This is a genomic window from Acetobacterium sp., from assembly GCF_041752335.1.
Classification (GTDB): Bacteria; Bacillota; Clostridia; order Eubacteriales; family Eubacteriaceae; genus Acetobacterium.
This window is the reverse complement of record NZ_JBGSHG010000031.1, coordinates 1-12,859: the sequence shown is the minus strand read 5'-3', so window position 1 is coordinate 12,859 and position 12,859 is coordinate 1. Positions and strand designations below refer to the sequence as shown.

The following is a 12,859-nucleotide window of genomic DNA, read 5'->3' as shown; positions in this document are numbered from 1 at the left end:
TATTACCACAAGTCTTTATTAAGAATCTCTTTTAGAATATCTTCTTTAAAGCACCTAACTTTTTATTATAAATTAATGAAGCAATCTCTCTACTTATATAGGTACCACCAGCCCCGCTCATTGATAAGAATTGATATTTTACTAAATCATTGCTTAATACAACAATGCTAATATCGTCATCAATATATTTTTCAAAATGAGAAGTGTAACCATTTGGCATTGACCCGCCATGGCAGATACTTTTACAATCAAAATGTTTTTTTACAAACAATCCATATCCACATTTTACATATTTGCCGTCATGGTGAGGCTTTTGCATTTCCTTTACTATTTGGGTTTTCATAAGTTTACCATCCTGAATTGCCCGATCAAGCAAATAAAAATCACCAACCGTTGAGACCATATCACCACAAGCAAAGAACATTGATGGGTCCATAGCGAACCCTTTCTTCCCCATAATATAATTAGTGGCGATATTTTTTTGTTCTTCATCAATAAAACCTGAATTATTCATTTTAGCAGGAATAAATAGATAATTTTTAACATATTGGTGATAATTCATGCCCGAAACCATTTCAATTATCAAGCCCAGAATAAGATAATTAGTATTACTGTACGACCATTTTTCACCAACCGGGAATTTTAATTGATAACCTTTTACAATTTGTAGTATTTCTTGGGGTGTATGACGTTCGCCCCATTTTAGTTGTTTTTTTAGCATTAAGTAGTTAGGGATCCCCGAAGTATGCGTTAGAAGATGATGAATTGTAATTCCATGACCCTTGTAAAAGTCAGGAAGATAATCTTCAATATGCTGTTGTGTTGAAAGCATCCCTTTTTCTGATAACTGCATAATGCATAATGCCGTGATTGTCTTTGTCATCGAGCCAATCATGAATTTTGTTTGAGGTGTGTTTTTTATTCCTTTTTCCTTATTTGAATATCCATATGATTCATTAAATATAATTTCATTATTTTTTGATAACAATACATTTCCGCTAAATTTCTTTTGTTTTTCAAAGTATTCATTTAAATTAATATTCATCATTGACATCCTCCAATTGCCTGCTCATATTTGATAGTCACGATTAACCAGTTCGCTTTATGCTACTCATCTGACTTAACTGCAGTCTCATTTTGATCCGGGACGACCTGGGCTAACAAACCGCATTTTTCCAGACAGGCAATGTAGTTGGCGACCAGATAGTAGTTGCTCAGATCGGCCTGATCCAGACCGGCAAAAGCCACCAGTTCATCGGCCAGATCGCCGCTGCCCTCCACCATCACAAAAGCGGTTTCGTGCTCCAGCCCGACCATGATCGGGGTGTCACCATAAAGGGCCTGCCGCTGTTCATACAGCAAGGCACCGCTACCTTGCCGGGGGATGCGAAAGACCACCGGCCGTAACGCCCGGCCCGGCGGACATTTTTCAGCAAAGGGCCGGTTGCTGCTAATATTGCCGGTGACCACAGCCAGGGCTGCGGCGGTATCCACGGCGGTCAGCGGATATTTCTCGGCCAGGTAAGCAATCACCTGATCGGTGCTTTTTTTATTGGACACCAGCCGCGACTGGTAGGTTTTAAAGACGGACTGCCAGTGGGCAATCAGGGCTGGGGTTGGGAGGGTGGTGAGCATGGGGTGGGCCTCCTTTTTCAATAGATGGTGTTCTGGGTTTGACACGATAATTATTAAGTTAATAAATTAATGTCAGGCACTGTATGTCTCATATCTTGACCCTGATGGGCTGAGGCGGGTTTAATCATCATCATCCCGGCCTTCGGTGCAGAGCTCATCCAGGTAGCCATCATCGATGGCCGAACCCCGGTTTTTATAAGGGACCGACCGGCCCCGGCCCATTTTATAATACCGACAGGATTTGGGACCATAGCAATAGTTTTCAAAGCGATATTTCTTAATATCACGATCAAAGTCCCATTGGATTTCAACATTGGCCATAGCCGCCCAGTAGCAGGTTAAACACTTCCCCTGCCAGGTGCTTTTGCTGAGCATCCGGGCGCCCCGCTCTTCGTAGATTTGCAGCTCCGGTATTGGCCCCGTCCAGGGTTCCACCGTCTGTTTTAAATCATGCTCACAATCCATTATGGTTAAGGCCCCGGCCCGATAATAGTCGGCAAACTCCCGTTCGGGGTACTTTTTCGTCCAGCCGCTGCCGGCGATGGTATCCCCAATTTGAAAACCGGCTTTTTGTTGCTGCTTTTCCGAAATGGCCACCCAAAACTCCGTTTTTCCCTCATCACTAGCACCTTTGATCAGCAGGTTGTAGCCAATGTGATAATGGGTGCGGTTATCGGTAAGATAACGCCATACCCGGGTGCGTGGTTGGATGGTTAGGATTTTCCCATGCCATTTTATCTTTTGCGATCGATTTTCTTTAATACCTCTCATCCTTACCTCACTCGTGTTCTTTTTATTGGTGCTCGCGGTCTGACCGCTCTTATCTCCTGCAATGGTGTTTCTTAAGTTTATAAATTGATGTCAGGCACTGCTAGCATGTCCTTAACCCGGGCCTTGCCGGTTGGTGCCCGCAGCAGCACGCCGCCATTTTTAATTTGATCGAGGCTGCATAAAAGCGACAGCAAGGTCGTTTTGCCGGTACCGGCGCCGCCAATCAAAACCGAAAAGCGCGCTTCGGCCAACTCTTTCAGCACCGCCTCTTTTTCCTGCCGGGCTTTTTTCTCTTCCGCGTCAGCGGTCGGCCCAAAAGCCGTCTCGATAATAGCACCCCAATTGCCATCAACAACATGGCGCAACTGTGAATGGACACGCTTGTTGATGGTCCCCCGGATCAACTCATCAATCGCGTATAAACGCAATAATTGATAGGCCTGTTCACCATTTTTCATGGCGATGGCCACCATTTCCTGTTTCAGAAAATCCTCAATACTATCTAAAATATCCGGGTTGACCGCGCATTTTGGTTCCATTGGCAGATCATTCATTGCCATCACCAGATTCGAACCGGGATAAACCGTGTGACCCAGATCGGCCTGTTGCTCCAGCAGACTCACGGCAAGGGCCCGGATCCGCCGCTCATCATTATCTGAAGTCAGGCCCGAAGGTGACTCCAACGGATATTGGGCGCGAATCTCCAGGGGGGCAAAGACACCCTTGTCAATCTTATTAACGCCGATCTGCAAAAACGGCTCTTTGGTTCGGGTTTGTTCATACAGCAGATAGGGATTTGCAATGATTTCCTGATCCGTACAGTCCAGACCGTATTTTTTACGTTCTGCGGTATTATAGAGGGCCCTGAACTGGGCCAGGGAAAGCGAAAACCGCGATAACAGTTTAAATAAGGTTTTGCGCTCAGCCCGCATGGACAGCCAGGTTTTTTGCTGAATCGGGGTAATTGACCGGGCCAACGCCGGTGCAAAATACTGCTGGGGCGAAGCAATGGCCAGATCCAGGGTCGGCCACAAGTCGGTTCCTTCCGGCACGGCGTTCCTGATCGCTTTGGCAATCAGCATCCCCGCGGCAAAATCCGCCGCACACAGCATCGCACCCAGACCCGGATAGGCCCCGCGATCCCGCCAGACCTCGGTTAGACGGGCATTAACCCAGTCGATGCATTGGTCCCAGTTGCCGGACAGACAATCTTTGATAATATTCAGGGCTTTGAGCGACTGCAGCAACACATCAATGACCGCATCGTAGGACAGGTGTTCGGTGACATAGGAAAACTCTTCAAAATACTCTTTTGAGGCAAAGACCGTGACCTCAGCCAGATCAAAATCTGGGTGGGTTTCGGCATAGCTCATCAAATCCTGATAGGGAAAAAGAAAGCCATTCTGGCAATCGTCACGGATGGTATGACAAACCATTGTTTCCCAGATCATCGAGCGCAGCTGACCCTGGCACGTATGGTCGTGCTCAACCGCCGGAACGATTTTATCCACAAAGCCAAGGCCCATCACCACCCGGCGGACATCCTCAATAAAGGGGACTTGCTTGGCATAGGCAATGCATAAAGACTGATGCGGAATTACATCCTGATAAAAATAATCAAAGATCGCCCGGTGGTTGCCGGCGTCCTGGATCCAGGGGCTGCTAAACCCCAGTGCCGGTTCCCGGGTTTTGTCAAAATTGATCGGATGCTGTTGTCCCAATGGATATTCCCCCGCTTTGTCCTTCATTAACCAGCGAAAGGGTCGGGCCGGAAAGGAATAAGCCGGATACGGAACATCGGTCTCTAAGAAGTGGCCATGGGTCACCGGGTGTTTCCACCTGAATGGATGAACCGTCTTGCGGTTATACCCAATCGACGACATAAAAGCGCCCCCTTCCGTCAGGCAACACAGTTTTGCTTCATGGCCAGTCATTGGCTGTCCCGCCTGCGCGGCCTCCCACGGATCATCACGTTTATCGGCAATGTTTTTTAATCGCAGACAGGCATTATTATATTTAGGATGATGACACACCGTGCCATCGTAGCCGTGATCATGCCAGGGAACCCGGATCGATAAGTGTTGGGGGCTTTTTTCGGGAGTCCGATGCAAATTGTTATGGCCCCGGTTTTGATATTCAGTCATAGTGTGCCAGCCTTTCCAGTTTATTTTGTATTGGATGTTCGTTACTACTGGTTCAGCTTCCGTGAGGGTGGATCTCACCCTTCGTGAAGCTGGATCTAAATGACCGTGCAAAGGGAGTTCGCCGGCCGGAATATACACAATCAGGCTATCATTAAACGACAGGATCTGTTGATAATATGCTATAATATCAGTAAATAAATGCGTACCCCGCATCGAAACGGAGGATATGATGGATGCTCACAATGCGATTGGACTGCTCGATAAAAGTAAACTGCTGGAAATATTTGATTACCTGAATCAGCAGCTCAAGGACAATGCTATGCAGCTGGAACTGACCATTTACGGCGGACGTATTATGACCATGGTGTTTGACAATCGCCCGGCCACCAAAGATATCGACTGTGTGTTCAGTCTGGCCAATGACAAATTGCTGGAACATATCTTGAAGAATACCCAGTTTATTTTCGACCTTTCCGATGGCTGGATCAATGACGAAATCAAAGAACCCTTAAAGTCGATTATTACCGAAGAACTGGAAACCTTCAAAACTTATTCCAACCTGAAAATCCTTAAACCCAAAGCCGAGCAACTGCTGGCATTTAACGACCCGGCTTTTCTTGAAAGCCTGACCGTGCCATTGGAAATTGCCGCCCTGGACGAGGCCGAACGGCATTATCTGTCCATCATTTTTGCGATCATTGATCATCAGCTCCAGCTCAATCAGATCGCTGTGCCCAACTGGATTCGAGACCGCGCTTTTTGTTTTGATCAACCCTACTTTCATTCGAAAAGACTCAGCGACTTTGAGAAAGTCAAGATCCAGTACACCGTCCCCGGCCCTTTCAAAGCCCGACAGGTTTATATTGACCCTGATGGGCTGAAACGGGTTTAGCCGCATTCATTTAGTGCTTGGTTCCTGCTATCAACACATCCACAGAAATGGTGCGTTTACATAAGTTAATAAATTGATGTCAGGCAATGCCGTCTTCTTTTTATTGGTGCTCGCGGTCTGACCTCTCTTATCTTCTGTAATGGTGTTTCTTAAGTTTATAAATGATGTCAAATACCGCCAATCTACGTTGTTTTAGTTCCACTTGAATTCTTTGGGGTCCCATTTCTTGTCAATATTCTTTTCATCTATCAAATTATCCGTAATTTCTTGTAAAAAAATTTGCAGATCGTTCAAGACTTCTTCAAATTCAAATTGCTCCAATTTCTGCTTTCTCAAAAATGATTGCCACCTGATTTTGATCACCGCATTATTCTTAAGATTCATGATCCTGTCAAAACTATCACTATCATATGTAGTTCCGCGATTCTTCAGGGTTTCAGAAATCGCCTGAAATAATTGGGTTCCGTCGAATTCAAACATACTTGCCAAATAAGTAATATCGTAAAAATCTTTCATTCTGCTTGTCAATTCATATCGTTGAATAATTGCATCAAACTTTTCTGCAATGGTGCTATCAATTGAATATGTGTTAATTTCAATTTCATCAAAACCATCCAATTGAGATCGAATCATCCGCAATTCTGAACCTGGTACAATAACATCCCCCACCCCAAAATCAACGTAAATCGGCGTTTTTGTATTTCCTATTTTACCGATCATATGAACTGAAATGCCAGAATATTTTCGTTCCATTGCAATTTTTTCGTAACCGACAACTTCGTAACTGATAAAAGTATTCCCAGTTTCAATGTTCAAAATATTCTGAGTAATCATATGGATATTTTCCTCGCTGTTATCCAGATTACGGAGCAAGAAATCCATATCAATCGTTGATCTGCCTTCAAAATTTGTCAATGTGTAAATAAACAAACCACCCTTTAAAACAAGCTGATTTTTAAATTCGGACAGCGATACTCTTCTAAGAAACTCCTCCTGACAAAGTAACTGGAGGTATAACTGCAGGGATTTACCTGTGCGCATACTTTTATTTTTGAGTTTTGCGATAACTGATTTAGCTTTGTCCATTACAGCCACGTTCCGATCTTATTGTAGACTTTTTTTTCAACTTTTCGCACTTTCGCATACTCCATTAACTTCGAGATATTTTTTTGGGGATCTTTGATATAGTTTAAGATTGCCTTATTAAATATCTCAATATCCATTTTCATTTCATAAAACAAACAATCACAAATGACCCGGTCTCGAGAAAATATTTTTAAATGTAACTGCTCAAACAAGCCATTTTCGACCCCCAGCTTCAACAGGTAGGGTTCTAAATAATAGGGTTTTATCTGCGGATAATCGATATTAAAGCGTGCCTTTGAAATATCCTTATCAACTGCCAAATACCATTCAATGGGCGTCCGATCACTATAACCATAATAAAATAAAGCAGAATCCATACAAATGACGCTGTCAGGATAAAGCCTCTGGATCAACTCCGCTTCGGTAAAATCCTTGGCTGCTAATTTAAAATACCCTTTCATAATCCGCTCAAGTACATCCGCTTGCAGTAAATTTTTAATTTCGTATTTTGACAACCCTAAATCGTATAGTTCATACGTTTGAAGAATCCCCTTTTTTTTAGCAAAAGCATTGCAAAGTTCATCATTCGATATCATTTAATTCCCTCCCCATAACGCCGCTTTCATTGTCTTGTAGCGGTGTTATGGGAAAATTATACCTCGACTACTGCTTAACGTCAATCTTCTTTTAACTGACACAGTCAGATCATGGAATCATCGTTTCGATAGGTTTGAGCAAATCGGTTTGGGAATTGCTGGGGCGCGCTTTGTCCAGATTTAGTTGTTTTTCGAAAAAAGCTTTTTTCATGATCGCAAATTTCGCTTCGGTGCAACATTTCTGGCAATCTGGCAGATGGTGCCGGGTCTTCTCAAAGGCCGCCAGGATTTTGCTGCAGGGATAATCGCCACAGGCCGCGCAGGTTTTTATATTTCGGCTGGCCGTACAGCTAACAATTTCATGTCGACACCACGTCTCCGGGGTGCACCCTTCACAGCTGATCTCATCATTGGACACCACCAGATCCCGATAACCGATCTTATGCCACAGCTCCGCCGTCGCAGTTAATTCAGCATCCGTTTTGGGCATCATCCGGGGACAAACGCTGCAGTCATTTCCGCAGGCAGCAATAATTGGTTTCATGGTTCACCTCGTTTTATTACATTTTCATCGTGCTCTGTGCCCGACAAAATGCTTTTTTAAAGTTAATGTACAGTCATGGTTTGTTCTCTTATTTATGCAAGATCAGCCACTTCATTAAAAAAGGTCTGTCGTTATTTGCCGGCACTTCGTACCATTCAGAACAAAGGTAATAGTAGTGTCCCCAAATTTTTAATGGCTTTGCATAATAACGAACTGGTTTGTCACCACTTGGATTTTTAGTCCTTAATAGTAAAGGGTATTGTATGTGAAATGTTTCTCTTGAATAATACTTGGTTTGCATCAGTTCAATTTCATCAGGTTCAACATGACCATTCTCTAGACGTTTACGAAGTATCGTCCGAGCAATTTCACCAATTTTCATGTGTTCTACACCATCTAAGTCAGTATGATTCATATTTTTAGTTTTTTGTACCGGTTTTTTCAGAGGTTTTTCAATTTGTCTTATTTTTACTTCTTTGTCTTGAAAATTTTCTTTTGTTTTAAGTATCTCATTAATTTTTTCCATGAGAAAAGAATCATCCAGTAATAGCAAAATTTTGAATGCGTCCGGATAAATGAATTCCTTAGCAGCCTTATCAAACTGAATGGTAATATACCTATTATTTAAACAAGTAATCTTACCCACACCAAAGGTTTTATGGGTTACTTTTTCATTTATGAGTTCAATCATAGTTTCAATTCTCCTCGCATATTAATATTGAAATCAGTTAAGTTCATTTAGCTATGAGTCAGACTACCGCTTGGCTAAGGCCGAGGATTACTGGCATTTGGAGGTTCAAGTCTCTGCGTAAAAGTACAACCCTTGTGATAATTAGAACAGCCCCAAAATTCACCATGGACACTGCGGCGAATCACTAGGCTGCCCCCACATTTGGGACAGATCTGCTGCTGCGATTTCAGCTCACTAGGAAAACCAGCCATTAACTCCTGAACAAAAACCGATTTATTTCCACTTTGTACCAACAGCCAGGCCTTTTTCTTGGTTCGGGTCATGGCCACATAGAACAAGCGCCGCTCCTCCGAATAAAGATAATCTTCAGTATCATCAAGCAGCAATTGAACCACTGCATCATTTTGAATCTTGCTGGGAAAACCATAGCTTTTTTCCTTATTATTCAAAATAAAAACATAGTCCGACTGTAATCCCTTGGATCGATATGCCGATAAAAATTCCATCTGTAAATCGGTTCTGGGCGGATAGCTGACCCGAGTCTTGCCGGTACGATTATCATACTGGCATTTAAACGGCGATTGGTCGAACAACTTAATATCATGATTATAACGGCCAATAAAAAAGACACTGCTATTTTGGGGCAGCTCCATAACCGTCGCCTCCAGAAACCTCATCAGACTTCTTTCATTGGGCCCTTCAATCAGTCCCAGCGAAAAATCAACTTCTGGATGAGATCGACCCGCCGCCGCGGCACTTAATTTCTTTTTGATCTGCTTGGGGTTTTTCATCACAAAATGGCCGCTGACGTCAATCAGACTGCTCGAAAAACGGTAGGTGGTTTCGATCTTGCTGGCTTCCGCAGCCCCCCAGTAGCTTTCAAAGTCCAGAATGTAATTGATATCACTGCCCGCAAAACCATAAATACTCTGCCAGTCATCCCCCACACAAAACAAACCAAAATCCGACTGCTCGCGCATCGCTTTCAGCAGGTTGTACCGGGCACGGGAAATATCCTGATACTCATCTACAATCACATAGCGATAGAAGTGCTGATACTGGCCACTGAGCACATATTTTGTGGCCAGGTTAATCATATCATTAAAATCAATCTCATTATTTTTCCTGAGCTGGGCCTGATAGGCTTTGAAAATCGGTTCGATCAACTCAATGACCCGGTGATTACTGCGTAATAGATGCCCTTGATGAATGCGGTTTAACTCATAAAGCTTATCAAAGGGCTCATTGTTGATCTTCACCAGGCTAATCACCGTTTCAAACAATTGCCCCAAATTCTCGAAAAAACGGCCCTGGGATTTTTTGATCTCAGCCCATAATTCAGCATCCGATTTTGGCTTAAAGACCACCTTGGCGGCCTGCAATTTTTCTTCCAGCACCTGAATCAGCTTGCCATCTAAATGGTCATAGGCATAGAGCTCCAGCATTGTGGTGTTGTTTTCGGCATGGACCGTGCGCTTCCACGCCATCCCTTGCTGATAGCTTTGGGTGGCGGTTTTGTTGGCCTTAGCCGTAAAATAATTAGGTACCTGCCCCTTACGGTCAATCCCAAAATACTCAATGTAGAGATCCGCATCCGGCAAATAGAAATCCGGAACATATCGGGTATACTCACTGCTGGCGGTATCAATCTGGTAGGGGCGTTCATACTGGTAATTAATGCCCTTTTGATACAAATAATTAGCGATCTCCATTTCGCCATAACTTTTGACCAGCTCATTTTTCAGGGTCACCGGTTGATTGATAGCCAAATAATCCTGGTACTCCGTCTGGTCTTGAAAATCAAAGGCTGACTTTTCCCTGATCCGATAGAAGCTGAGATACTGGATAAATTTTCTCAGGTAAATCGGATCTTCGAGCAGTTGATTGAGGGTTTCCTTAACAAAGGCTGACAGATTGATCGAAGTGATGTTGGGTTTGACCCCGTTAACCGCTGTGATGATCATCATCCCGAGTTTGTGGAAGGTCATGGCCGCGATGTTTTCGCCGGTTTCTTTTTTGATCCGCTGGCACATTTCGGTGGCTGAGGCGTTGGTAAAGGAAAGCACCAGAATTTCGGCGGGTTTGTATTTTTCCGCTTTAAGCAAAAATTTGATCTTGCCAATCACAGTGATGGTCTTCCCGGTTCCAGCGCCCGCAACGACCAGGTGGTTGCGACCTTCTTTTAAAATACAGGCCAACTGCTGGGCATCGAGATTTTTTCCTTCAATTGGCAGGATCATCTTTTTCAGATTTTCCAGCCGCGCCGTAATGTAGGCGTCGTTGTGTCGATTCACCTCATCCGCCAATTCGGAAAGCCGTTGCTGAAAAGCTTCGAAGCGATCAAGGGTATTTTTTTCCGCGGCCGTCATTTTCCTAGCCGTTCGGATGATCCCATCGGCACTGCTTAAGTAGCGCCACTGATATTGCCATTGAACTAGTTCAGACGCATCAATATAGTGATCTGGATCGGCAAAGAGGGCATCCAACGCAAGCGTTGCGGCATCGAGTTCAGCGCTGAAGGTGTCATTATGACGATTGGCATTGTCTTTTTTGCGGCGCCGTTCTGCAAAGAACTTTTTTAAGAAACACATCGATCACCCCTCCTTTTCATGTGATTGCGAAGCTAAGCCAATAAAGCGATAATCCCCTGACCGTATTTTTCGACCTTGACTGGGCCAAAGCCGGAAACCATCAGCAGTTCAGCGGTGGTTTTTGGCATCCGGCTGACTAACTCCTGAAGCTGTTTATCCGTAAAGACACAATAGGCTTTGATGTTTTCAGCCCGGCTTTTTTCCAGACGGAAAGATTTGAGTTTGGCAACCAGATCGTCATCGGGTTGGGGTGGCGATGGCGGTTCCGCTGCCGGAATCGGTTCAGTAGGCTTTTCGGTTATAATCGATTGGGCGGGCGCCGGTTTATCGGGAGACAGGGTTTTCGCGTTGATGAGTTCGGCGTATTTTTGGGCGTAGTCGGTTGGATTGGGGGTATGGTAACCCAGAATTCCTTCTGCTAATTCTTTCATACCTTTCTCACTGCTTGCTAATTCTTTGCTTTGTTTTTCAGCATTTTTGATATAGGCAATCAGTTGATCGGCGCGGATTACCTGGTCTTTGACTTCCTTTTTTGCATATTTGGCATTGAGTACCGTTTTGGGATTGGCAAGAACGACAATGGACTTGTGAAATTTATCAAAGCATTTGTCAAAACCAATGCGCATAATCAAACTTTTCTTGTTTGAACGGCATAGCTGTTTATATACTTCCAAATGCCGCTGGTTCTGAGTAATCGGTGAATAGATCCCTTCTTTGACGGTACGGCCGTTCCAGGGATAGTTCCGGACAAAATTGCCCTGGTTATCGATGTCGATATTGCCATAAAGGTTCTTACACTCGATAAAAAAGATCAGTTTGCGGGTGACCACCACATAGTCGATCTGCGCCGACAGGTCTTCAAATTCGAGGCGGAGATCGTGGATGATGTACATCGGCATGCCGGCGTTTTTCAGTTCAAAGGCAATATTCTGCTCCCCGACTTCGCCATAGCTGGCTAGAGTGATTTCCCGGGCAATGTCATCTTTGACCTTGCCGATGGCCTGTTCCTGGAGTTCTTTGAGCCGGGCGATGTGCGAGGTGGTATCGGAATCTTCTTTTAGGAAGATGGGGGCGGCGTTGGGGGTGAATATGGACATGGGCGGGACCTCCTTAAAATTAGTGCAAAATCTCTAAAAACTTGTTGTGATACTTACCACCAGGGATAGACGGTAAATATTTCTTTTTCAAAATCGACCTCTTCCAAGACTTTCTTTAGCGCTTGTTGTGCCTCTTCGGAAAGATTTGTGTTGCGGATTAATTCCTGCACACCTTCTTTATCCACAATAATATACCGACAGCTATCAATTTCCCTAAATGCACGGGCCTCCATATCACCCAAGGCATCCATTAACTCCTCTTCGTTTTTAAGTGATTCGATGGTACGCATCTGGCAGCGGACATTAAAGGGAATTTCGTCTTCAGCCTCTTGATTAAAATAGGCACTGTTTTCATAAAACTTTTTCTTTTCAGTTGCTTCGAGAATAAGATCTAAACCCATGATAGTCTCCTTTTTTTCTAATCATAGTCCGGCACATCACAAAGATATGCGTAAATATCTTCTCTAACCGGCACATCTAACTGATAATGAATCTCAACTGCCTTTTTATTGGCTTTTTCCATGACGATTTCATGGGCTTCTCCAGTGGGAAACATTTTTCCCAGATAATAGAATTCTTTTGAGGTTTTATCGTCCTTATTTTTTCGCACAAACAATTCTAGATCAACCCCTAATTGTCGGGCATTTAGAGCGACTTGGACGTCGTTCGATTCGATTGATCGGCCTGACTTAGAAATGGCAATCAGACTCGAAGGTGCAATAAAGCGATCTTCATAATTAATTGAGGACTCAATCGCATCGCTTTTGTGATAATTAATAAAGACCGGATAAGTCGCTGATTTTTCATCATAT

At 43.9% G+C, this 12,859-nt stretch carries 13 protein-coding genes; 1 reads left to right on the top strand and 12 read right to left on the bottom strand.

Annotation, left to right across the window (positions count from 1 at the left end; translation table 11 throughout):
* Nucleotides 1-31: 31 nt before the first annotated feature.
* The 4 genes from ACEW8F_RS04535 to ACEW8F_RS04520 all read right to left on the bottom strand — a co-directional run bounded on the left by ACEW8F_RS04535 (nt 32) and on the right by ACEW8F_RS04520 (nt 4,550).
* Nucleotides 32-1,048 carry a serine hydrolase domain-containing protein gene (locus ACEW8F_RS04535; protein ID WP_373482286.1) on the bottom strand — a complete coding sequence of 339 codons (1,017 nt, stop codon included), beginning with the start codon at nt 1,046-1,048 and terminating at the stop codon, nt 32-34.
* A gap of 59 nt (nt 1,049-1,107) precedes the next feature.
* Entirely contained in the window at nt 1,108-1,635 is a 528-nt protein-coding gene (locus ACEW8F_RS04530) for a hypothetical protein (protein WP_373482285.1), read from the bottom strand.
* 120 nt (nt 1,636-1,755) lie between these two features.
* Nucleotides 1,756-2,406 carry a hypothetical protein gene (locus ACEW8F_RS04525; protein ID WP_373482284.1) on the bottom strand — a complete coding sequence of 217 codons (651 nt, stop codon included), beginning with the start codon at nt 2,404-2,406 and terminating at the stop codon, nt 1,756-1,758.
* Nucleotides 2,407-2,483: 77 nt separating this feature from the next.
* Complete coding sequence (locus ACEW8F_RS04520) at nt 2,484-4,550, bottom strand: AAA family ATPase (RefSeq protein ID WP_373482283.1); 2,067 nt, start codon at nt 4,548-4,550, stop codon at nt 2,484-2,486.
* A 226-nt stretch (nt 4,551-4,776) separates the two neighbouring features.
* On the opposite strand from ACEW8F_RS04520, the gene ACEW8F_RS04515 reads away from it, so the two are divergent.
* Nucleotides 4,777-5,442, top strand: a complete 666-nt coding sequence (locus ACEW8F_RS04515) for a hypothetical protein (protein WP_373482282.1) — start codon at nt 4,777-4,779, stop codon at nt 5,440-5,442.
* Between the two features lie 192 nt (nt 5,443-5,634).
* Here ACEW8F_RS04515 and ACEW8F_RS04510 read toward each other — a convergent pair whose 3' ends face one another.
* The 8 genes from ACEW8F_RS04510 to ACEW8F_RS04475 form a co-directional block, all read right to left on the bottom strand.
* Nucleotides 5,635-6,483, bottom strand: a complete 849-nt coding sequence (locus tag ACEW8F_RS04510) for a nucleotidyl transferase AbiEii/AbiGii toxin family protein (RefSeq protein ID WP_373482302.1) — start codon at nt 6,481-6,483, stop codon at nt 5,635-5,637.
* Nucleotides 6,484-6,527: 44 nt separating this feature from the next.
* On the bottom strand, nt 6,528-7,124 hold the full coding sequence (locus ACEW8F_RS04505) for a hypothetical protein (RefSeq protein WP_373482281.1): 597 nt from the start codon (nt 7,122-7,124) through the stop codon (nt 6,528-6,530).
* A 109-nt stretch (nt 7,125-7,233) separates the two neighbouring features.
* Complete coding sequence (locus ACEW8F_RS04500) at nt 7,234-7,668, bottom strand: DUF3795 domain-containing protein (RefSeq protein ID WP_373482280.1); 435 nt, start codon at nt 7,666-7,668, stop codon at nt 7,234-7,236.
* An 88-nt stretch (nt 7,669-7,756) separates the two neighbouring features.
* On the bottom strand, nt 7,757-8,359 hold the full coding sequence (locus tag ACEW8F_RS04495) for a hypothetical protein (RefSeq protein WP_373482279.1): 603 nt from the start codon (nt 8,357-8,359) through the stop codon (nt 7,757-7,759).
* 74 nt (nt 8,360-8,433) lie between these two features.
* Nucleotides 8,434-10,950, bottom strand: coding sequence for a UvrD-helicase domain-containing protein (locus ACEW8F_RS04490; RefSeq protein WP_373482278.1), 2,517 nt, complete (start codon nt 10,948-10,950; stop codon nt 8,434-8,436).
* Between the two features lie 32 nt (nt 10,951-10,982).
* Nucleotides 10,983-12,047, bottom strand: coding sequence for an HRDC domain-containing protein (locus ACEW8F_RS04485; RefSeq protein ID WP_373482277.1), 1,065 nt, complete (start codon nt 12,045-12,047; stop codon nt 10,983-10,985).
* Between the two features lie 53 nt (nt 12,048-12,100).
* The gene (locus tag ACEW8F_RS04480) at nt 12,101-12,448 is read right to left on the bottom strand and encodes a hypothetical protein (protein ID WP_373482276.1); all 348 of its coding nucleotides are present in this window, start codon (nt 12,446-12,448) and stop codon (nt 12,101-12,103) included.
* Between the two features lie 17 nt (nt 12,449-12,465).
* Nucleotides 12,466-12,859, bottom strand: a 394-nt coding sequence (locus ACEW8F_RS04475; protein ID WP_373482275.1) for a DUF3427 domain-containing protein, incomplete at its 5' end; no start/stop codon positions are given.